General features: G+C 70.6%; 19 protein-coding genes. 13 read left to right on the top strand and 6 right to left on the bottom strand.

What is annotated here, in order from left to right:
• Positions 1–64: 64 nt before the first annotated feature.
• Positions 65–1,726, top strand: coding sequence for a DUF885 domain-containing protein (locus ACN9MP_RS14840; RefSeq protein WP_426321399.1), 1,662 nt, complete (start codon positions 65–67; stop codon positions 1,724–1,726).
• Here ACN9MP_RS14840 and ACN9MP_RS14835 read toward each other — a convergent pair.
• The gene (locus tag ACN9MP_RS14835; RefSeq protein ID WP_426321397.1) at positions 1,716–1,913 is read right to left on the bottom strand and encodes a hypothetical protein; all 198 of its coding nucleotides are present in this window, start codon (positions 1,911–1,913) and stop codon (positions 1,716–1,718) included. The two genes, ACN9MP_RS14840 and ACN9MP_RS14835, sit on opposite strands and share 11 nt — an antisense overlap.
• Before the next feature lie 97 nt (positions 1,914–2,010).
• Positions 2,011–3,288, bottom strand: coding sequence for an isochorismate synthase (locus ACN9MP_RS14830; RefSeq protein ID WP_426321395.1), 1,278 nt, complete (start codon positions 3,286–3,288; stop codon positions 2,011–2,013).
• 22 nt (positions 3,289–3,310) lie between these two features.
• On the opposite strand from ACN9MP_RS14830, the gene ACN9MP_RS14825 reads away from it, so the two are divergent.
• The 5 genes from ACN9MP_RS14825 (at position 3,311) to ACN9MP_RS14805 (ending at position 8,358) form a co-directional block, all read left to right on the top strand.
• The gene (locus ACN9MP_RS14825) at positions 3,311–3,970 is read left to right on the top strand and encodes a DUF402 domain-containing protein (RefSeq protein WP_426321393.1); all 660 of its coding nucleotides are present in this window, start codon (positions 3,311–3,313) and stop codon (positions 3,968–3,970) included.
• 10 nt (positions 3,971–3,980) lie between these two features.
• Positions 3,981–4,715, top strand: coding sequence for a bifunctional demethylmenaquinone methyltransferase/2-methoxy-6-polyprenyl-1,4-benzoquinol methylase UbiE (gene ubiE / locus ACN9MP_RS14820; RefSeq protein ID WP_426321391.1), 735 nt, complete (start codon positions 3,981–3,983; stop codon positions 4,713–4,715).
• A gap of 69 nt (positions 4,716–4,784) precedes the next feature.
• On the top strand, positions 4,785–5,840 hold the full coding sequence (locus ACN9MP_RS14815; protein WP_426321389.1) for a polyprenyl synthetase family protein: 1,056 nt from the start codon (positions 4,785–4,787) through the stop codon (positions 5,838–5,840).
• A gap of 76 nt (positions 5,841–5,916) precedes the next feature.
• Positions 5,917–7,290: an FAD-dependent oxidoreductase gene (locus ACN9MP_RS14810; protein WP_426321387.1), complete on the top strand. Its 1,374-nt coding sequence runs from the start codon at positions 5,917–5,919 to the stop codon at positions 7,288–7,290.
• Between the two features lie 48 nt (positions 7,291–7,338).
• On the top strand, positions 7,339–8,358 hold the full coding sequence (locus ACN9MP_RS14805; RefSeq protein WP_426321385.1) for an alpha/beta hydrolase: 1,020 nt from the start codon (positions 7,339–7,341) through the stop codon (positions 8,356–8,358).
• 202 nt (positions 8,359–8,560) lie between these two features.
• Here the strand turns inward: ACN9MP_RS14805 and ACN9MP_RS14800 are convergent, their stop codons facing one another.
• On the bottom strand, positions 8,561–9,034 hold the full coding sequence (locus tag ACN9MP_RS14800) for a hypothetical protein (RefSeq protein WP_426321383.1): 474 nt from the start codon (positions 9,032–9,034) through the stop codon (positions 8,561–8,563).
• 170 nt (positions 9,035–9,204) lie between these two features.
• Here ACN9MP_RS14800 and ACN9MP_RS14795 point away from each other — a divergent pair, with 170 nt between their 5' ends.
• The gene (locus tag ACN9MP_RS14795; protein ID WP_426321381.1) at positions 9,205–9,936 is read left to right on the top strand and encodes an EAL domain-containing protein; all 732 of its coding nucleotides are present in this window, start codon (positions 9,205–9,207) and stop codon (positions 9,934–9,936) included.
• On the opposite strand, the gene ACN9MP_RS14790 is transcribed toward ACN9MP_RS14795, so the two are convergent.
• Positions 9,937–10,674: a TetR/AcrR family transcriptional regulator gene (locus ACN9MP_RS14790; RefSeq protein WP_426321378.1), complete on the bottom strand. Its 738-nt coding sequence runs from the start codon at positions 10,672–10,674 to the stop codon at positions 9,937–9,939.
• A 196-nt stretch (positions 10,675–10,870) separates the two neighbouring features.
• Between ACN9MP_RS14790 and ACN9MP_RS14785 the strand changes: the two genes are divergently transcribed.
• Positions 10,871–11,635 carry an alpha/beta fold hydrolase gene (locus ACN9MP_RS14785; protein WP_426321376.1) on the top strand — a complete coding sequence of 255 codons (765 nt, stop codon included), beginning with the start codon at positions 10,871–10,873 and terminating at the stop codon, positions 11,633–11,635.
• Complete coding sequence (locus ACN9MP_RS14780; protein WP_426321374.1) at positions 11,632–12,999, top strand: diguanylate cyclase; 1,368 nt, start codon at positions 11,632–11,634, stop codon at positions 12,997–12,999. The genes ACN9MP_RS14785 and ACN9MP_RS14780 overlap by 4 nt, the downstream gene beginning before the upstream one ends.
• A gap of 9 nt (positions 13,000–13,008) precedes the next feature.
• On the opposite strand, the gene ACN9MP_RS14775 is transcribed toward ACN9MP_RS14780, so the two are convergent.
• Together ACN9MP_RS14775 and ACN9MP_RS14770 are read right to left on the bottom strand one after the other, a co-directional pair.
• Positions 13,009–14,280 (bottom strand): DUF222 domain-containing protein, encoded by a 1,272-nt coding sequence (locus tag ACN9MP_RS14775; RefSeq protein WP_426321373.1) that lies wholly within the window; start codon positions 14,278–14,280, stop codon positions 13,009–13,011.
• 95 nt (positions 14,281–14,375) lie between these two features.
• Positions 14,376–14,786: a nitroreductase/quinone reductase family protein gene (locus ACN9MP_RS14770; RefSeq protein ID WP_426321371.1), complete on the bottom strand. Its 411-nt coding sequence runs from the start codon at positions 14,784–14,786 to the stop codon at positions 14,376–14,378.
• A 201-nt stretch (positions 14,787–14,987) separates the two neighbouring features.
• Here ACN9MP_RS14770 and ACN9MP_RS14765 point away from each other — a divergent pair, with 201 nt between their 5' ends.
• From ACN9MP_RS14765 to ACN9MP_RS14750, 4 genes are all read left to right on the top strand, one after another.
• Positions 14,988–16,412: an FAD-binding oxidoreductase gene (locus ACN9MP_RS14765; RefSeq protein ID WP_426321369.1), complete on the top strand. Its 1,425-nt coding sequence runs from the start codon at positions 14,988–14,990 to the stop codon at positions 16,410–16,412.
• 75 nt (positions 16,413–16,487) lie between these two features.
• On the top strand, positions 16,488–18,149 hold the full coding sequence (locus ACN9MP_RS14760; protein ID WP_426321367.1) for an ABC transporter substrate-binding protein: 1,662 nt from the start codon (positions 16,488–16,490) through the stop codon (positions 18,147–18,149).
• 60 nt (positions 18,150–18,209) lie between these two features.
• Complete coding sequence (locus ACN9MP_RS14755) at positions 18,210–19,229, top strand: ABC transporter permease (RefSeq protein WP_426321365.1); 1,020 nt, start codon at positions 18,210–18,212, stop codon at positions 19,227–19,229.
• Positions 19,226–20,071: an ABC transporter permease gene (locus ACN9MP_RS14750; protein WP_426321362.1), complete on the top strand. Its 846-nt coding sequence runs from the start codon at positions 19,226–19,228 to the stop codon at positions 20,069–20,071. The genes ACN9MP_RS14755 and ACN9MP_RS14750 overlap by 4 nt, the downstream gene beginning before the upstream one ends.
• Positions 20,072–20,091 lie beyond the last annotated feature (20 nt).

Below are 20,091 nucleotides of genomic sequence, written 5' to 3'. Positions count from 1 at the left end.
CCCCGCGGCCGCCTCGATCCCGGGGCGCGAAGAGCCCGGCGTATGCACCGCGTAGCCTGATCCGGTGAGCCACACCGACCCGGTCCGTGCCATCGCCGACATCTACGTGAGAGAGCTCGCGGCGCACGAGCCCGACGCCGCCGCGGCGATCGGCATCGAGGGCCCTCCGCTCCCGGATCTCAGTGCCGAGTGGCTCCAGCGCAAGCACGAACTGCAGCACGAGACCCTGAGCGCTCTCGACACGGTGGCGGCCGGCGACGAGGTGCTGCGCGTCGCCCTGCGCGAGCGGCTCGAGCGCGAACGGCTGCTCTTCGACTCGGGATTCGTGCCGCGCCTGGTGGCCGGCCTCGCCACGCCGGTGCACCTCGTGCGGTACGCGCTCGAGGGACTCACCGTGACGCCGGATGCCGCGGGCGAGGCGCTGCTGCGCCGGCTCGAGGCCGCCCCGCAGGCGGTGCGGCAGTACGTCGGCGCGCTGCGGTGGTCGCGCGACCACGCGGCTCGCTTCACGGGCTCGGGCGTTGCGCCCGTGCGACAGCTGGACACGCTCGCGGACCAGGTGCAGACGTGGATCGACCGCGACTGGTTCGGCTCCCTCCCGGTCGCCGCGGGCACCGACTCCCGGGCCGCCGACCGGGTGCGGGCCGCCGCCGACGAGACGGCGGTCGCGCTCGGCGAGCTCGTCGCGCTCCTCCGCGACGAGCTCAGGCCCGTGGCTCCGGCGGTGGACGGCGTCGGCGCGGCACTGTACCCCGACCTCGCCGCCGGCATGCTGGGCGCCCGCATCGACGTCGACGAGACCTACCTCTACGGCTGGTCGGAGCTCGAGCGCCTGGTCGCCGAAGCCCGCGAGCTGGCCCGGCAGCTCGGCGGCACCGGAGACGATCCGGTGCGGCAGGCGGCATCCGCCCTGGACGCCGACCCGCGCTACCGCCTCGACGGCGTGGCCGCCATCCAGGCCTGGCTGACCCAGCGGGTCGCCGAGACGATCGACGCCGTCGAGCTGGCGTTCGTGCTGCCGCGGGGCGTCCGCGACGTCGAATGCCTCGTGTCCGAGGCGGCGTCAGGCGTGGTCTACTACACGCCCGGCGCTCCGGACGGCTCGACGCCGGGACGGGTGGTCTGGACCATCCCGAGCGGCGTGCCCGTGGCGGCGACCTGGCAGGAGGTGACGAGCATCCACCACGAGGGGGTGCCCGGCCATCACCTGCAGTTCGTGCTGACGGCCTCCTATCCCGGCCTCCACCCGTGGCAGCGGCACCTGTGCCACATCCACGGCTACGCCGAGGGCTGGGCCCACTACGCCGAGCAGCTGTCGGACGAGCTCGGACTGATCCGCGACCCGGCCGAGCGGCTGGGGCTGCTGCTCGGCCAGATCTGGCGGTCGGTGCGCATCGTGGCCGACATCGGGCTGCACACCGGCCGGCCGATCCCGCCCAATCCTCTCGTAGCCGAAGGGAAATGGACGCCGGAGGTGGCGCGCCGCCTGCTCATCGACCTCGCCCTCGTCGAGCCGGCGCTCGCCGGATTCGAGGTCGACCGCTATCTCGGCTGGCCCGCGCAGGCGCTCGCGTTCAAAGTGGGCGCCCGGCTCTGGGCTCAGGCACGGGTGTCGCAGCAGGCGGCGCTGGGCGACCGCTTCTCGCTGCGGGACTTCCACCGCGACGCCCTGGCGCTCGGGCCCATGGGGCTCGATCCGCTGCGCGAGCTGCTGGCTACGACCTAGCGGCAGTCCGTCCGCGATCGTCGCGGACGACGACGCCGTCGCGCATCACGAAGTCCAGGCCCCGCAGCGCGCCGACCCCCGCCGTCGGATCGCCGGGCATGACGAACGCGCCGCCGAGGTCGATCGTCCCCTCGCGACGGACGGACTCCGCCGACGCCACCGCGGCGATCACGCCGTCGTCGATCACGAGCGCCAGAACTCCTGCGGTCGTGAGCCGTCGCCGTCCACCAGCCGGAGATTCGTGGGGAGAGCGCTGCCCGACCGGGGGAGCGGCGCGGGCGCGCTCACGCGAGGGCGTCCACGATCGGGCGGAACTTGACGCGGGTCTCGAGCAGTTCCGCCTCGGGGTTGCTCTGGGCCACGATCCCCGCGCCGGCGTGCGCCACCACGGGAATGGTGTCGAGATCGGCCACGGCGGGGCCGATCTGCGCGCAGCGCAGGGCGATAGCCCACTCGCCGTTGCCCTCGCCGTCGATCCAGCCGACGGGACCCGCATAGCGGCCGCGGTCGAAGGGCTCGAGCCGGCGGATCAGGTCGAGTGCGGCATCCCTCGGGGTTCCCGCGACGGCCGCCGTCGGGTGGAGGGCCGCGACGAGATCGAGCGCCGACGCGTGATCGGCGAGGTCGCCGGCGACGTCGGTCGCCAGATGCCAGAGGTTGGGCAGCTTGAGCGTGAACGGCTCCGGGTCCGCGCGCAGGTGGTGCACGTGCGGGCCCAGTGTCGCGAGCACGCTCTGCACTGCGTAGCGGTGCTCGTCGAGGTCTTTCGCGCTGTGGGCGAGGGCGGCGGATGCTCCGGCATCGCCGTGCGCGTCGGTTCCGCGCGGGATCGTGCCGGCGAGCACGCGCGCGGTCACGACCCCACGGGATGCGGTGACCAGGGTCTCGGGGCTCGCGCCGATCAGTCCGTCGACGGCGAAGGTCCAGGTGTCGGGATAGTCGTCGGCGAGTGCGCGCGCGAGCCGGCGCAGGTCGGCGCCGGCCGGGATGGTGCCTACCAGATCGCGCGCCAGCACCACCTTCTCCAGTTCACCGGCGAGGATCGCGTCGACGGCCTGCCGGACGGCCGCCTGGTAGCCCGCGGGGTCGAGCGTGCCGGGGCCGAGGGTCGCCGACCAGTACGGCCCGTACGCGGCCGGCCGGACCGGCGCGTCGGCGGGCTCCGCGGCCACCGGCCGGATGCGGGTGACCCAGGACCGCCCGCGGTGCCGCCCGACGACGGCCCGGGGGATGACGAGGCGGCTCGTGCCGGCCGACCGCTCGTCGAAGACCAGCGTGCCGAATGCGACCAGGCCCGTGCCCGGGAGCCGCACCGGGTCGACCACCTCCGCCGTCGCCGCGAGCTGCCGCCAGGCGTCGGCGGCCGCCGGCCCACCGGCGGTGCCGGCACCGGTCGCGCCGCCGCGGTCGAAGCCGCCGACACGTCCGATGCCCACGATGCCGTCGCCTCGCCGCAGCCACGCGAGCGGCACGTCGGGGGAGGCGTACGCGAGCAGATCGTCGACGTGCTCGATCTCGCGGGTCTCGACCACCAGCTGAGGCGGGCGGTGCGAAGATGTCACCCCTCCAGCCTAGACTCGCGAGGTGACCGACGACGCCGCTGCACACCGCTCTCCGGCCGGCGCCATGAGGCGCCCAGAGCCCGGCACGGCCGTGTGGTTCCGCTGGCGCAAGTGGGACGGATCTCCGCACTGGCTCCACGAGTGCATCTACCTCGGCAGCGACCGCTGGGGCGACTGGTTCGGCCAGCACGCCGGCTGGCGCAGCACCCGTCCCGGGAGGGACGTCCGGGTGCAGCAGCCCAACGTCACGCTGCTCCCGCCCACCGGCGATTACGCCTTCACGCACAATGCCGCCCCGCAGCGCACCCGCGTATATATCGACATCGCGTGGGATGTCCGGTGGGAGGGTCCCGAGCCGACGGGCATCGACATGGACCTCGATGTGGTCCGGCGGGAGACCGATGCGCCGTACGTCGACCGTGAGGGGGTTCTGCGCCAGCCGGGCGATGTCTACATCGAGGATCGCGACGAGTGGGACGAGCACCGCGTCGCCTACGGCTACCCGCTCGACGTCGTCGAGCGGCTCGAGGCCGTCGCGGTCGACCTCGAAGGCCGCGTCCGCGCCGGCGAGGAGCCGTTCGACGACGCCACGGCGCACCGCTGGCTGCAGCGCCTCGCCGGCTTCTCCCACGTCGCGCGCCCGGCCGACCCCGGCCTCGGCGCACCCGGGAGCGCCGCCTAGACTCGGAACCGTGGCATCCCACCCCTCCGATCACGAGCCGAACCGCGCCGACCTGCGCAAGGACCCGTCGCGAGTCAGCGGCATGTTCGACCAGGTCGCGGCCGGCTACGACCGCACGAACACCGTGCTGAGCATGGGCAACGACCGGCTCTGGCGTGCCGCGACGACCCGCGCGGTCGCGCCGCGGGCGGGGCAGCGCATCCTGGATCTCGCCGCCGGCACCGGGGCCTCGAGCGTCTCGCTCGCCGGCCGCGGCGCCGAGGTGGTCGCCGCCGACTTCTCGCCCGGCATGATCGCCGAAGGGAGGCGCCGGCACGGCGGCATCCGCAATCTGTCGTTCGTGCAGGCCGACGCCACCGATCTGCCGTTCGGCGACGCCGAATTCGACGCCGTCACGATGTCGTTCGGATTGCGCAACGTGAACGAGCCGAAGAAGGCCCTCCGCGAACTGCTGCGGGTGACCAGGCCCGGCGGCCGGCTCGTGATCTGCGAGTTCTCGCACCCGCCGTCGAAGGCGTTCAACGGGCTGTACCGGTTCTACAACGACCGCGTGCTGCCGGTCGTCGCCAAGGGCGTCAGCTCGAACGCCGAGGCGTACGACTACCTCAACGAGTCGATCCGCGAGTGGCCCGATCAGCGCACGCTGTCGGCGTGGATCCGGGAGGCCGGCTGGGCGAACGTCGCCCACCGGAACCTCTCGATGGGCATCGTCGCCCTGCACCGGGCCACCAAGCCGCGCGCCTGACGTAGGCCGCGTCCCGCGCCCGGGCGGCCCGCGTCCGAGACCAAACGCGCCGCCGGTAGGCTGGGGGTTGTGACACCGACAGCGCCGGGCTCGCACATCGCGGGCAAGCTGGGCCTGACCGACCGCATCTTCGCGGGGACGCGCTCACGCACCCTGCTCAAGACCGTCGAGGCGGGCCTGAAGCGCGTCGACAGCGCCCTCGAGCGGGAACTGCGCGTGACCGACGCGCTGGCAGACGCGACCAGCCGCTACCTCTACGACGCCGGCGGCAAGCGCGTGCGGCCGACCCTCGCGCTCCTCACCGCCCAGCTCGGCGACGGCGCCACCGACCAGGTGATCGACGGCGCGACGGCTCTCGAGATGACCCACCTCGGATCGCTGTATCACGACGACGTGATGGATGCCGCCGACAAGCGCCGCGGCATCCCCAGCGCCCATGCGGTGTGGGGCAACAGCATCGCGATCCTCACGGGTGACCTGCTCTTCTCGCGCGCCAGCCAGATCATGGCCCGTCACGGCGACCAGGCCATCCAGCTGCAGGCCGACACGTTCGAGCGGCTCGTTCTCGGCCAGATGCACGAGACCGTCGGCCCGGCCGAGGGCGACGACCCCGTCGACTTCTACCTGCAGGTGCTCTCCGACAAGACGGGATCGCTGATCGCGGCGGCCGCGCAGGCGGGCGTGATCTTCTCGAACGGCCCGAAGGAGTTCGAGGCGCCGATGGTCACGTTCGGTGAGAAGGCGGGCGTCGCCTTCCAGCTGCTCGACGACGTGATCGACCTCTCCGCCGACCCCGGCGAGACCGGCAAGGTGCCCGGCACCGATCTGCGCGCCGGGGTGCCGACCATGCCGTACCTCGTGCTGGGGCGGAGAACGGATGCCGCCTCCGCCGACCTGCGCGGCCGCATCGACGAGGGGGTCCAGCGCATCGCCGACGGCGCCGACCCCGTGATCCTCGACGAGCCGCTGGCCCAGCTGCGGGACCACGAGGCGACCCAGGCGACGCTCGATCTCGCCCACGCTTGGTCGACCGAGGCGATCGAGGCGCTCGCGCCGCTGCCCGACGGGCCGGTCCGGGAGGCGCTGACCCGCTTCGCGCAGGCCGTGGCCGACCGCTCCAGCTAGCAGAGAAATCTCGCGCTCCGCTTCGCTCCCATCGCACGACGACCGGGCGGGGCGGGGCGGATTCGAAAGGACCACCATGACGAAGCTCCGATTGGCGATCGTCGGCGCAGGACCGGCAGGCATCTACGCGGCCGACATCCTGCTCAAGGCCGAGCGCAAGTTCGACGTCTCGATCGACCTGTTCGAGCAGCTTCCCGCGCCGTACGGCCTCGTCCGCTACGGCGTCGCGCCCGATCATCCGCGCATCAAGGGCATCATCACGGCCCTCCGCGAGGTGCTCGACCGCGGCGACATCCGCATCTTCGGCAACGTCCGCTTCGGTGAGGACATCACCCTCGAAGACCTCAAGCGCCACTACAACGCGGTGATCTTCGCGACGGGCGCGATCCGCGACACCGACCTCGGCATCCCGGGCATCGAGGCCGCCGGCTCCTACGGCGCCGCCGAGTTCGTGAGCTGGTTCGACGGCCACCCCGACGTGCCGCGCGAGTGGCCGCTGGACGCGGCATCCGTCGCCGTCGTCGGCAACGGCAACGTCGCACTCGACGTCTCCCGCATGCTCGCCAAGCACGCCGAGGATCTGCTGCCGACCGAGATCCCCGACAACGTGCACGCCGGCCTCGCCGCGTCGAAGGTGACGGACGTCCACGTCTTCGGCCGTCGGGGACCCGCGAACGTCAAGTTCACGCCGCTCGAGCTGCGCGAGCTGGGCGAGCTGCGCGACGTGGACATGGTCGTGTACGACGAGGACTTCGACTACGACGACGCCGCCCGCGCCGCGATCGCCAGCAACAAGCAGGTCATGGTGATCGACCGCGTGCTGCAGTCGTGGCGCAAGCGCGACTCGGTCAACAATGCCGGCGGCTCGGCATCGCGCCGGTTGCACCTGCACTTCTACGCCAAGCCCGTGGAGGTGAAGACGGATGCCGAGGGCCGCGTGTGCGCTCTCGTCTACGAGCGCACGCGGCCCGACGGCGAAGGCGGGGTCGTCGGCACCGGCGAGCTGCGCGAGGTGCCGATCCAGGCGCTGTACCGCGCGGTCGGCTACTTCGGCTCGCCGCTGCCGGGCGTGCCGTTCGACGAGCGCCACGGCGTGATCCCCAACCGCGAGGGCCAGGTGCTGAGCAAGGACTCGAACGAGCGGGTCAACGGCGTCTACGCCACCGGGTGGATCAAGCGGGGGCCGGTGGGACTCATCGGCCACACCAAGTCCGACGCGATGGAGACGATCCGCCACCTCATCAACGACCAGGGCACCTGGTGGCAGCCGGTCGACCCGTCGGAGGCGGCGATCCCGGAGCTCCTCGCCTCCCGGGGCGTGACCTGGACCGATCTCGAGGGCTGGCACCGGCTCGACGAGCACGAGATGGCGCTCGGCGCACCGCACGAGCGCGTGCGCATCAAGGTCGTTCCCCGCGACGAGATGGTGACGATCTCCCGCGGCGAGTGACGACCCCGGGTCGCTGAGCCCGCCGAAGCGCGGCCCTAGGCTGAGGGCATGAACGGGTCGTCCGTCACGTGGGTCCCCGACATCCTGGGGAAGCCGTTCGAGCAGCTGACGCTGCCCCTCGGCCTCGGGGGCCTGCACGGCGATCTCGTGGCGACGCTGGTGCGCAGCATCCCGAATCCGCTGTCGGCGCTTCTCGCACCGCTTCGCGATGTCGACGTGCTGTACGTGCACGGCTGGTCGGACTACTTCTTCCAGCGCGAGCTCGCGCAGTTCTGGACGGGCCGAGGCGCGCGGTTCTACGCGCTCGACCTGAGACGCTACGGGCGCAGCCTGCGGGACGGCCAGGTGCCCGGCTACATCGATTCGCTGGACGACTACGACGTCGACATCGCGGCGGCCCTGCAGGCGATGGGTCACGAGCCGGCTCACGGTGCGGCGGATGCTCCGCGACGGGGCCGCCGCCTCGTGCTGATGGGACACTCCACCGGAGGGCTGACGCTCACGCTGTGGGCCGCCCGGCACGCGGGCCGCGCCCATGCGATCGTGCTGAACAGCCCGTGGCTCGAGCTGCAGCTGGGCGCCCTCGGCCGACAGGCGCTCGCACCCCTCGTCGACGTGCGCGCGCGGCTCGACCCGCGGGGAACACAGCCGGCGGTGGACTTCGGGTTCTACACACGCGCACAGGAGGAGATCGGCAGTCTGCCGTCGGGCGACGACCGCGCGGCGTGGCGTCCCGCGCGGGGCTTCCCGACGGCTCCCGCGTGGCTGTCGGCGGTGATGGGCGGGCACCGGCGCATCGCGGCGGGGGTCGACGTCGGGTGTCCCGCGCTGGTGCTGCTGTCGACGACGTCGACGACCCCGCTGTCGTGGAAGGAAACCATGACGTCTTCCGATTCCGTGCTCGTGGTGGACGAGATCGCGCGCGCGGCGACGCGCATCGGCAGGCTCGTGACGATCTCGCGCGTCGAGGGCGCGATCCACGATGTCTTCCTTTCCCGCCCCCAGCCGCGGGCAGCGGCGTACGATGCTCTCGAGCGATGGGTGCAGGGGTACGTCGTACCGACCTGACGTCGCGGAGGATGTCCCCCGAAGAGGGGACAGCGGACCACTCGCCGGCGGGGTTAAGCTTTAGGGGAGATGTCCCCAGCATCTCAGGGAAGGCCCTCCCCAAGAATCCTTCCCGCCCCGTCGTCACGCGCCGCTAACCGGGGGGTTGGTGAGCGAGAGCAGACGACGACAGGCCCCGGGTGTCCCCAGCACCCGGGGCCTTTTACGTGCGGCGGGCGAGCACCCGGATGATGAGCACGTAGGTCGTGAGCGACAGCACGTAGCCGAAGAGATACACGACCAGCTCCTGCGCGAGGAAGCGGCTGTAGTCGAGTTCGCCGTCGACGACCGCGGGGCTGTTCTGGCCCAGCAGGTACGCGGCCGTCTGGCCCGCGGCGAAGATCGCGAGCAGTGCGAGGACGGCCAGCAGCGCGAGCCAGATACGGTGGCGCCACACCCGGCCTGTGGCGGCCATCGCGGTTGCCGAGGTCCAGTCCGGCACCTCGGGGTCGAGCCATCCGTTGACGGTCGGGATCAGGATGACGGCCGCGATGAACGCCCCGTTGAGGAGGGTGCCGCCGATCCCGGCGAGCGAGTCGCCGGGGACATCGCCGCGCACCAGCGCCGGGATGAGAAGGATGACGAGAACGGGCAGCGTCGCGACGACGGCCGACAGCACGGCCCGGACAAAGCGCATGGCCCCGAGTGTAGGCGCGGTGAGGATGACCACCCGTCCCCTAGTTCTCGCAACGCCTTGCGTCAAGATCCCGGACGCTCCGACGAGGGCTGTCAAGATGGTCTCATCCACGGGCGTTGCTGTTGGCGTCCGAGATGAGGTGGGCCCCCGTAATGGTAGAGATCGCCGACATGGCGCGCGCGCTCCGCGGCGCGCTGGGTCGTGGTGAGCTGGCGGCGTGGTTCCAGCCGCAGTTCGATCTTCAGACGAGCCGCCTGGTCGCCGCGGAGGCCCTCTGCCGCTGGCGCCACCCCACCTGGGGCGTCGTGGGTCCGAACGAGTTCATACCGGTGGCCGAGGAGGACGGCAGCATCATGGAGATCGGGGAGTTCATGGCCACCGAGGCCATCTCCGCGATGACCGAGTGGGACATCGACATGTCGGTCAATGTCTCGCCGGCGCAGCTGCACGACTCAACCTTCACGACGTGGCTGCACCGGGCGATCCATCGCGTCAGGCGCCCCGCGCGTCGGCTCACCCTCGAGATCACCGAAGGTCTCCACATCGGCGACGTGCCCGCGCTCGTCGCGCGCCTGGATCGGCTGCGCGGCCTCGGCGTGGGAATCGCCATCGACGACTTCGGCGCCGGCCAGGCATCGCTGACGCAGGCGAGGAGGCTTCACGCCACCGAGCTCAAGATCGACCGGACGCTCATCAGCGACGACTCCCCGGCGGCGGCGCAGATCGTCGCCGACGCGGTGGCCCGCGCCCACGGCGCCCGGATCCGGGTCGTCGCCGAAGGGGTCGAGACGAGCGAGCAACTGGCGAAGGTCACGCGGCTCGGATGCGATCGGGCGCAGGGCTATCTGCTCAGCCGACCCGTACCGCGCGCCGAGATGGCGCGCCTCGCGATGGCCGTCTGACTACGGCCCGACCTCGTGGTGGATTCGATCGAGCAGGACCTCGAGTGAGACCTCGAACTCCTCGTCGCTGCGGTCGACGCTCAGCATGTCGCGAAGGCGTCGTACTTCGGGCACGTCGGCCAGCGTCGCCGCGGCGTCTTTCGAGGGTGAAGCGGCCCCCTCTTCGCCCAGCGGCTCGCTGACGGGAGCCAGCGGAGCCCCGCGAGTCGCCGACTCCAGCAGGAGCTGCCCGAGCAGGAAGCTGGAGAAGGAGCGATACGCGTCGACCGCCTGCTGATCCGAGAATCCTCGCGCGATCAGGGCGGCGAGAAAGGCGTTCACGACCTCGACGCTGCGCAGGGGCGGACGCAGCCACGGTGCCTCCGGGGGGCGCGTCGCGACGAGCGGGAAGACGTTGGGGTGCTCGACCGCGATCCGCCGGACGCGGTGGGCGATGGTCTGCAGGAAGCCCTGCCAGTGCTCGGCGAGCTCGGCATCGAGGTCGGCCAGCAGATCGTTCATCAGGAGGTCGACCACCCCCTCGAGGAGGTCTTCCTTGCCGCGCACGTAGCGATAGAGAGACATCGCCTCGACCCCGAGCTCGTGGGCGAGTGAGCGCATCGAGAGCCCATGCGCGCCCGTTGCGTCGATCTGCTCGAGCGCCGTCCTGATGATGAGGTCCCGACTGAGGCGGCCCGGGGAGGGGTTCGCGGTCGAGGCATTCGCATCGTCCTTGCTCGCAGCTGCCACGACGGCCATCCTCCTCCATGCGCCCCCGGCATTCGAGGAGCTTGCGCATTTCGCCATGGCGTGTTCACAGGCAGGGGAGGTAGGCTCACGGTGGGGCTTACGCTGTAAGGGCCTGCTCGCGGTTCACCCCCGTTGTGCCTCGTTCGCCCGAAAGGCTCCCCGGTTGCTTCCTCCCCACGGCCCCTTGAGCCGGAACAATGTCACGGTGCGCGGCGACCTCGCCGGGCCCGTCGTGATGTTCGCGCACGGTTTCGGCTGCAGCCAGGAGGCGTGGAGCCTGGTCGCTCCTCAATTCGAGCACGACCACACGGTGGTGCTGTTCGACCACGTCGGCGCCGGCGGGTCGGATTGGACCGCGTACGACTTCGAGAAGTACGGCTCGCTCGACGGCTACGCCCGGGACGTCCTCGAGATCCTGGACACGCTCGACGCGCGGGAGGTGATGTTCGTCGGCCACTCCGTCAGCGCGATGATCGGCGTCCTGGCCGCCAACCGCGACGCGAAGCGCATCCGCGGTCTGGTGCTCGTGAGCCCTTCCCCGCGGTATATAAACGACGACGGGTACGAGGGGGGATTCGAGCCGGCCGATGTCGATGCGCTGCTGGATTCCCTGGACGCGAACTACCTGGGATGGTCGCGTCAGACGGCACCGGTGATCATGGGAACGCCCGATCGGCCGGAGCTCGGCGAGCGTCTCACCGACAGCTTCTGCCACGTCGACCCGGTGATCGCCGGGCATTTCGCTCGTGTGACCTTCACCGGCGACAATCGCGAGGATCTGACGCGCGTCTCGGTTCCGACATTGGTGCTGCAGTGCCGTGACGACGTGATCGCCCCCGTAGAGGTCGGTCGCTACGTACACGCCGCGATCCCGGGCGCCCGGTTCGCGATGGTGGACACCACGGGGCATGTGCCGATCCTCTCGGCCGCCGACGAGATCTCGTCTCACGTGCGCGGGTTCCTGCCATGAGCGCGGCCGGCGTCGAAGACTGGTTCCAGCAGGCGCCCTGCGGGCTCCTCTCGACCGCTCTCGACGGCAGGATCGTCGAAGCCAACGACATCCTGTTGTCGTGGACGGGATACACGCGCAGCGACCTCCTCGCCCGGTCGTTCGCGACGCTGCTGGACCGGGGGAGCCGGCTGTTCTTCGAGACCCGCCACCGCCACATGCTGCATCTGCAAGGAGCGGTGGACGAAGTCGCGCTCACGCTGCGCACGGCCGGCGACGATGAGCTGCCGGTGCTGGTGAACGCGGTGAAAGACGACGCCGCCGGGCTCATCAGGTTCGCGGTCTTCAACGCCACTGAACGCATCCGGTACGAGCGCGAGCTTCTGTCGGCCCGGCGCGCCGCCGAGCAGTCGGAGCAGCGCGTGCGGGTACTGCAGGAGGTCTCGACGATGTTCGGGGTCAGCGCGACCGACGACGACGTCGCCCAGTCGTTCGCGGCCGTGTCTCGCGACGCGTTCGCCGCGCGCGAGACCGCCGTGCTGCTCAAGCAGGAGGACGGGGACCTGGTGCTGAGCGGCGGGAGCAACCCGCTGGAGGGGCAGGTCGCCCCCGTCCCGCAGTTGCGGGAGACCCCTGAGGTGACCGTCGTCCGCGATGACGACACCACGTTCCCCGAAGTGGCGGCGGCGATGCGTCGTAACGGACTGGAAGCGCTGAGCGTGACGCCGCTCATCGCCGAGGGGGAGCGCCTGGGCGTGCTGGTGTGCTTCTTCGCGGCCCGCCCGGACTTCGACGCGCACTTCTTCGACCTGCAGCAGGCACTCGGGCGCCAGGCCTCACAGACGCTGCTGCGACTTCGCCTCCAGCGGAGGCTGGCACGCCTGGCGCTGCACGACCAGCTGACGGGCGTGGCGAATCGGCAGCTCCTGCAGCTGACCCTCGACGATGCCATCGCCTACTCTGCGACGGCCTCCGAACCGCTGTCGGTGCTGTTCCTCGACGTGGACGATTTCAAGAGCATCAACGACGCATTCGGCCATGCGGCCGGCGACATGGTGCTCGTGGAGCTCGCGGCAAGGCTCCAGGGCGGAGTGCGCGGGGGAGACGTCGTCGGCCGGATCGGCGGGGACGAGTTCGTCGCGATCTGCCCCGGTGCGGATGCGGATGCGGCGGAGGCCATCGCCCAGCGCATCCTCGAGGTCTGCCGCCTGCCCGTGCCCGTGCCGGACGGCATCATCTCGGCGTCCGTCAGTGTGGGGATCTCGCTCTACGAGCCGGGTGTGGACCCGCACCCCAACGCGCAGCAGCTTCTCGTCCGCGCCGACGCCGCGATGTACGACGCCAAACGCGCCGGCAAAGACCGGGCGACACTCGGCGCCGCCTGACCCGCTGCATCAGAACGGTGCGCCGTTGCTGTCCATCGACCGAAACACGGGCACACTGCGCTCGGGCTGGACGAGGTACTCGCGGCCGGTGGGCGACGTCCAGAGGATGGCGCCGCCCGAGCCCGGGACGTGTTGGATGGTCCAGTCGGTGTGGTGTTTCACGGTGTGGTGGCCTTGGCAGAGTGGGCCGAGGTTGGTCAGTGCGGTGGGTCCGCCGTGGGCCCAGTCGATGTGGTGGTCGGTGTCGCAGCGGGTGGCGGGGATGCCGCAGCCGGGTGCCATGCACCGGTCTGCCCGCCATTTCACCAGTTTCTGCAGCGCCGCCGGTGGCCGGTACTGGTCTCGTCCGACGGAGAGCACGATGCCGGTCTCGGGGTGGGTGAGCACCCGCGTCCACCCGGCCGCCCCACCGGTGAGTTCCTTCGCGAGAGGCAGCGGGATGGGGCCGACACCTTCCACCACCGCCGGGTCGATCCCCGCGGCGGCCCGCTCGGTGTCGGTGTCGTGGAGCAGGGCGAGCACGGGGACGGTGACGAACACCGTCGCCCGGATCCCGCGCGCCTGCTCCGGATGCGCGGCGACCGTCCCCTCGACGAGCAGGTCGAGCAGCACGTCCGCGCGCGCCTGATCCAGGGTGCGCGTGTCGTTCTCGTCGGCGGTGACCGTCGTGGCCATTGCGGTGGCGCGGGAGTGCACGGCGTGGATCGCGACCATCGGCGCGTACAGATGCAACCACCCCATGGCGTCCTGGTCGGGCTCCACGACGATCCGCCGCTTCGTCACCGCGTGCGCGTATCGTTCGGTGAGCGTCGCCGACCGCACGGTGTCGATGAGCGCCCGCAGTTTGCGGCGGAACGTGCCCACCGGCTCCGCCTCGGCCAGCGCCAGCCCCCGCTCCAGCACCCGGTCCCGGAGCTCCGGTTCCAGCTCGTTCACCGCCGCCACCAGGATCTGCGCGTGCCGCTCGGTCACCCGCGCCCGCTCCAGCGATGCCAGCACCGCCGGATAGTCGTGCACCATCGCCTCCGCGAACCCCAGCAAATCGCCCGCGGCATGCTCCGTGATCCGCAACGCGGCCGCCAGCTCCAACCGGATCCCCCGCTCGACGACTTCGGTCAGCACCCGACCCCGCACCGCCGCATCCGCCAGCGCCTGCCGCCGCAACGCCTCCACCCGCACCAGCCGCTGCGCGGCGAACACCGAGATCATCTCCGCCACCTCGACCACCAGATCCACCTCATCCGGGATCACCGGGTCGGGAAGGTCGCTGTCGATGAACATGACTCGACCTTAGAACATACCTACGACACGCGAACCGCCTCGGGTCGGAGCATCCGTTCTCGGAAGTCCCGCTCCCCAGTTCCGTGGGAAGGCATTCAGTCGAAGGCGACTCGCACCAGGGGGCTGCTCGAGATCCACTCTTCGAGCGGTGCGAACGCGGGCCGCGAGGCACGCCCGGCGTAGAAGGCATCGATGCCCTCCAGGATCGCGCGGAGAACAGCCGAACGCTGCCGGGAGTCGGTGACGGGCGTCGCGGTGGCCGGGAGATCCGCCTGCACGTCGTGCTTCAGATGGAAGGTGAACCGGGGGTTGGCTCGCAGGTTCGCATACCACGACCGCGCTCCGGGCGTGCCGGTGAGGTACACCGCGCCGTCGATGTTGTGGAACCAGATCTCGATACGCCGAGGCTGTTGAGAGCGGGCGCCGCTCGTGGTGATGTCGACCGTGCGCTGCTCGACGGTCGACGCCGCGGTCAGCGAGAGAGCGTTGGTGATCGCTGCATCCATATGTCGTTTCTAGGGCGGGCACTCCCGCCCCACGAGCCGGCCCGGCGAAGATGTCGTCGCGTGACGCCGTGCGAAGAACCGTAACCAACTCGGACGCGGGGTGACATGCGGCCGAACGCGACGGAGCGGACCTCTCCTACCTTCTTGAGCAGCCGCGGAGGGGTACCTGCTCCGCTCAGATTCCTCTCCGAAAGGCCCCTCATGGCTGCGACAGCCCCCGTCAGCGAACCACTCACGGGCACCGGCGCGCTCGGCGATGTGCTCTCCGACCTCGCCGCGAGCCTCCCTCACATCACGGTGCTCCCGCCGTCTGCCGAGACAGTGGGCTACCTCGACGATGCTGCGACGCGGCGGGCGCGCGGGGATGCGGCATCCGGTCCGGCCGTTGCGCTCCCGTCGACGGCGGAAGAGGTGCGGGAGGTCGTGCGAGCCGCCTCGCGTCACGGTGTGACGATCGTGCCACGCGGAGCCGGTACGGGTCTCTCCGGCGGTGCTTCGGCGACTGCCGATCAGCTGGTGGTGTCGACGGAACGACTGAATCGCATCGTGGAGGTCGCCCCGCTGGATGAGGTCGCCGTGGTGGAGCCGGGGGTGCTCAACTCCGCTCTGAACGAGCACCTGGAGGCGTGGGGCCTGTTCTATGCACCCGACCCCGCGAGCTACGAGATCTCCACGGTCGGCGGCAACGTGGCCACCAACGCCGGCGGCCTCCGCTGCGCGAAGTACGGCGTGACGCGCGAGTCGGTGCTCGCCCTCGACGTCGTGCTGGCCGACGGCGAGCTCATCACGATCGGCCACCGCTCGATCAAAGGCGTCACGGGGCTCGACCTCGTGTCACTGTTCGTCGGGTCCGAGGGCGTGCTCGGCATCGTCGTGCGCGTGACCGTCCGCCTCCGCCCCATCCCGGTCGCCCGGCGCACGGTGTCGGCGTTCTTCGACTCGACCGCGGCCGGGGCCTCCGCGCTGTCCGCCATCACGCGCAGCCCGGTGCGCCCCGCCGTCGTCGAGTTCCTGGACGGCCGCACCCTCGCGAACATCGACCACCACCGCGGCACCGACCTCAGCGGCCGGGGCGGATCGCTCCTGCTCATCGAACTCGACGGCTACGGCATAGAGGAGCAGTTCGCCGACCTTCGCGATGCCCTCGAAGCCGTCGGGGGCCGCGTCACACAGGAGACGGATGCCGCCGCCGAGGCGCTGTGGGCGCTCCGGCGCGGCGGGCGCGGGTTCGACGAGCGCTCCTGGTTCGCCGGCGGCGACATCGCGGTGCCGAAGTCCCGCCTCCCCGACGTCTTCGCCGCGTTCCCGGACCTCGAGCAGCGTTTCGGGGTCGAGATCGGGGCGGTCGCCCACGCGGGCGACGGCAACCTGCATCCCGTCATCACGAAGCCCATCCCCGAGTCCGGCGACCCGCTGACCCCGCCGGCCGAGCTCCACGACGCTGCCGACGAGCTGGCGCGGCTCGCACTGTCGCTCGGCGGCACCGTCAGCGGCGAGCACGGAATCGGCACCGTCAAGCGAGAGCTCGCGGCGCTCGAGCTCTCGGCCCGGAACCGGGCCGCACAGCTGGCCGTCAAAGCGGCGCTCGATCCATTCGAGATCCTCAACCCGGGCAAGGCCCTCTGAACTCGGGACCGCCGGTCCCGGATACGTCGGCGGCTGCACCATCGCCGAGACCCACCCCTCACAGCAAGGAATCGCATGACCACCCGAATCAGACGCCCTCTCCGGCGCGCGGCGTTCGCCGCGACCACGGCGCTGGCAACCATCGCCCTCGTCGCCGGCTGCGCCGGCGGCACCGCACCCCAGGCGAGCACCGGCTCGGACGAACCGAAAGAGGGCGGCGACATCACCTTCCTCATCGATTCGCTGGGCGCCACGTGGATCCCCAACGCCAGCTCGATCTCCAGCTACCAGGGCAACGTCTGGGGTCACCTCACCGACAAGCTCATCTACGTCGACGGCGACGGCAAGCTCAGCCCCTGGGTCGCCGAGAGCTGGGACCAGAACGACGCCGCGACCGAGTTCACCATCCACCTCAAGGATGGCGTCACCTTCTCGGATGGCTCCCCGCTGGATGCCGCAGCCGTCGTGGCGAACATCGACATCTGGGCGAAGGGCGCACCCGACAAGGGGATCGCGCGAATCGGCCTGTTCCCCTCGGCCAACTACGTCGGGGCGGAGGCCGTCGACGACACCACGGTCAAGGTGACGTTCTCGAAGGCGACGCTGAGCTTCATCCCGACGCTCGCCTATCACGGCTCGATCCTCATCTCACCCCAGACATTGGCGCTCCCGGCCGAGGAGCAGGCCGACCTGTCGAACGACATCGGCAGTGGCCCGTTCGTCGTCGAGTCGTGGAAGGAAGGCGACAGCGTCGTCTTGAAGAAGCGCGACGATTACGACTGGGGCCCCGAGGCGCTCGACCACACGGGTCCGGCGTACCTCGACTCGATCACCTACAAGATCGTGGCCGAGCCGACGCTGCGTACCGGGTCGGTTCAGTCCGGACAGGCCGACGTCGCGTACAACGCGTCCCCGCAGGAGCTTGACGCGCTGAAGGACGAGGGCTTCGTCGTGTCGGTGCCGCGCTACCTCGGCTTCGTCAACGGCTATGCGCTCAACACCTCCGTCGAGCCGTTCGGCGACGGGGCGGTTCGTCAGGCGTTCTCGCACGGCATCGACCGCGACGAGATCCTCTCGACGGTCTACACAGACGACTGGCACGAGGCCGAGTCGTTCGTGCAGAGCAACGTGCCCGAGGCGACCGACCACACCGACGCCTTCGCCTACGACCCCGATCTCGCCGAGCAGCTGCTCGAGGACGCCGGCTGGACCGAGGGCGCCGACGGCGTCCGCGAGAAGGACGGGCAGCAGCTCGCGCTGACCCTCTACCCGAACCCGTACCTCGCCACCTCCAAGGCGATCGACGAACTCGTCGCGCAGCAGCTCGCGGAAATCGGCTTCAAGGTCGACATCGAAGCGTACGACGTCGTCACCTACGGCGAGAAGGTCATCAACAACAAGACCTTGCAGGCGACCGAGATCACGCGCAGCTTCGTCGACATCGGCACCATTCCCGGCGTGCTGACCGCGAGTAACCCGGGTGACGAGGACTGGTTCAAGGTCGGTACGAGCGACGCGACCCTGAACGACCTGGCGGCTGAGCTCGCCTCGGCCACCGACACCGAATCGCGCGAGCCGGTGTTCGACGAACTCCAGCAGTACGTCCTCGAGAAGGGCTACTTCGCCCCGATCACCCAGATCGTCCAGCGCGTCTACGTGCAGTCACCAGACGTGAAGGACGTCACCTACAACGGTCTCGCCTACGCGAACTACTACACCGCCTGGCTCGACCGCTGACCGATCGGGGCGCCGCCGCGCGCGGCGGCGCCCCGATCCTTCTCCTCCGAGGATGCCGAGATGAAATCCCCTTACGCGCGGTTCGCGCTCTCGCGCACGGCGCAGGCCATCGTGGTGGTGCTGCTCGCCTACGTCTTCACGTTCATCGTGATCAGCGTGCTGCCCGGCGACCCCGTATCGAGCACCCTGAAGAATCCCGACAACGGGTTCACCCAGGAAGACATCGACCGCATCATCGCCTACTACGGACTCGATGAGCCGCTGCTCGCACAGCTGTGGACCTCGCTGACACGGTTCCTCACCGGCGACTTCGGCATCTCGCTGCGCTCCAACCTCCCGGTGAGCCAGCTCATCGCCGAGGCGCTGCCCTCGACGCTCATCCTCGCCTCGACCGCACTCGTCGTCGCGATCACCCTCGCTGCGCTCATCGCCTGGGGCACGCAGGTGCTTCCTGCGAAATACGGTCAGGGTCTCCTCCGCGCGCTGCCGTCGCTCTTCCTCTCGGTGCCGAACTTCGTCATCGGCCTCCTGCTGATCCAGGTCTTCGCGTTCGGCCTCGGTCTGTTCCGCATCATCGATGCCGAGAGTCCCTGGTCCACCTTCTTCGCGGCCGTCGCACTCGGCATCCCCGTCTCGGCCCAGCTCGCCGAGGTGCTCATCGCCAACCTCGACCACGAGTCGGGTCAGGAGTACGTCACGGTGGCTCGTTCGCAGGGGCTGCGCCGCACCCGCCTGTTCGCGCGTCATCTCGTCAAGCCTTCGGCACTGCCGACGATCACGGTGCTGGCGCTCATCGTCGGTGAGCTGCTCGGCGGCTCGCTCATCACCGAGACGATCTTCGGCCGCACGGGCATCGGCACGCTCGTGCAGCGCGCGGTCGCCAGCCAGGATCTGCCCGTCCTGCAGGCCGTCGTCTCGCTCGCCGCCGTCGTCTTCGTGGTCGTGAACCTCATCGCCGACCTCGCCTACCCCCTGCTCGACCCCCGCGTGGGCCTCGACCGCACCCTCCGCTCGCGTGACGCGTCTCCCGCCGAGCAGCCGATCCGGACCCCGCTCCAAGAGGAGGTGAGCGTCATATGACCGGCGCAGCCCTCACCATCCGACGCCCCGTCACGGCCACCCGCGCCCTCGCAGCCGTCGTGCCGCCGACCGTCGTCGTCTCGTTCCTCGCGGTGACCGTCGTGCTGGCCTGGGCGAGCGTGCCCACGCTGTTCACGTCGTACGATCCCGCGGTCGGCGTCCCGGCCGACAAGTTCCTGCCGCCGAGCCTCGAGCACCTCTTCGGCACCGACCAGCTGGGGCGCGACCAGTTCGCGCGCGTGGTGTTCGGCACCCAGTCCTCCGTGCTGAGTGCGCTGGTGGCCGTCGGCATCGGCGTGCTCGTGGGCGGGGCGATCGGGCTCGTGGCAGGGTTCTTCGCGGGATGGACCGATGTGGCGCTCGCACGCGTCGTCGATGCTCTGCTCGCCATCCCGAGCTTCCTCCTCGCGGTCGTCATCGTGAGCGCGCTCGGCTTCCAGACGATCAACGCGGCCATCGCGACGGGCGTGTCGGCGGTCGCGGTGTTCGCCCGCGTGATGAGGTCCGAGGTCATCAAGACCCGGCGCGCGGTCTTCGTCGAGGCATCCGCTCTGCAAGGCGGCTCGCGTGCGCACATCCTCTTCCGGCACGTGCTCCCCAACGCTTCGCGCTCGGTGCTGACCCTTGCCGTCCTCCAGTTCGGCCTCTCGATCCTGGTGATCGCGGGACTGGCGTTCCTCGGCTACGGCGACCCGCCGCCTGCCTCGGACTGGGGCTTGCTCATCTCCTCCGGCAAGGACTACCCGCGCGCGCCGTGGCTCGTCCTCTACCCCGCGCTGGTCACGGTCGCGACCGTGCTCTCGATCAACCGCATCAGCCGCTGGCTGCGCAAGACCTCCTGACCGGCACACAGAAGGATCAT

Source organism: Microbacterium sp. E-13 (assembly GCF_049912955.1).
In the GTDB taxonomy this organism is placed as follows: Bacteria; Actinomycetota; Actinomycetes; order Actinomycetales; family Microbacteriaceae; genus Microbacterium.
The sequence above is the reverse complement of the archived record's forward strand: the minus strand, read 5'-3'. Positions and strand labels throughout refer to the sequence as shown.

Excerpts from the sequence above, each read along its gene's own strand:
- ACN9MP_RS14800 (WP_426321383.1), bottom strand. The coding sequence starts at position 9,034 with ATGCGCTTTGTCCGGGCCGTGCTGTCGGCCGTCGTCGCGACGCTGCCC.
- ACN9MP_RS14780 (WP_426321374.1), top strand. The coding sequence starts at position 11,632 with ATGAGCGCGGCCGGCGTCGAAGACTGGTTCCAGCAGGCGCCCTGCGGG.
- ACN9MP_RS14750 (WP_426321362.1), top strand. The coding sequence starts at position 19,226 with ATGACCGGCGCAGCCCTCACCATCCGACGCCCCGTCACGGCCACCCGC.
- ACN9MP_RS14805 (WP_426321385.1), top strand. The coding sequence starts at position 7,339 with ATGAACGGGTCGTCCGTCACGTGGGTCCCCGACATCCTGGGGAAGCCG.
- ACN9MP_RS14795 (WP_426321381.1), top strand. The coding sequence starts at position 9,205 with ATGGCGCGCGCGCTCCGCGGCGCGCTGGGTCGTGGTGAGCTGGCGGCG.
- ACN9MP_RS14790 (WP_426321378.1), bottom strand. The coding sequence starts at position 10,674 with ATGGCCGTCGTGGCAGCTGCGAGCAAGGACGATGCGAATGCCTCGACC.
- ACN9MP_RS14755 (WP_426321365.1), top strand. The coding sequence starts at position 18,210 with ATGAAATCCCCTTACGCGCGGTTCGCGCTCTCGCGCACGGCGCAGGCC.
- ACN9MP_RS14810 (WP_426321387.1), top strand. The coding sequence starts at position 5,917 with ATGACGAAGCTCCGATTGGCGATCGTCGGCGCAGGACCGGCAGGCATC.
- ACN9MP_RS14770 (WP_426321371.1), bottom strand. The coding sequence starts at position 14,786 with ATGGATGCAGCGATCACCAACGCTCTCTCGCTGACCGCGGCGTCGACC.
- ACN9MP_RS14760 (WP_426321367.1), top strand. The coding sequence starts at position 16,488 with ATGACCACCCGAATCAGACGCCCTCTCCGGCGCGCGGCGTTCGCCGCG.
- ACN9MP_RS14765 (WP_426321369.1), top strand. The coding sequence starts at position 14,988 with ATGGCTGCGACAGCCCCCGTCAGCGAACCACTCACGGGCACCGGCGCG.
- ACN9MP_RS14775 (WP_426321373.1), bottom strand. The coding sequence starts at position 14,280 with ATGTTCATCGACAGCGACCTTCCCGACCCGGTGATCCCGGATGAGGTG.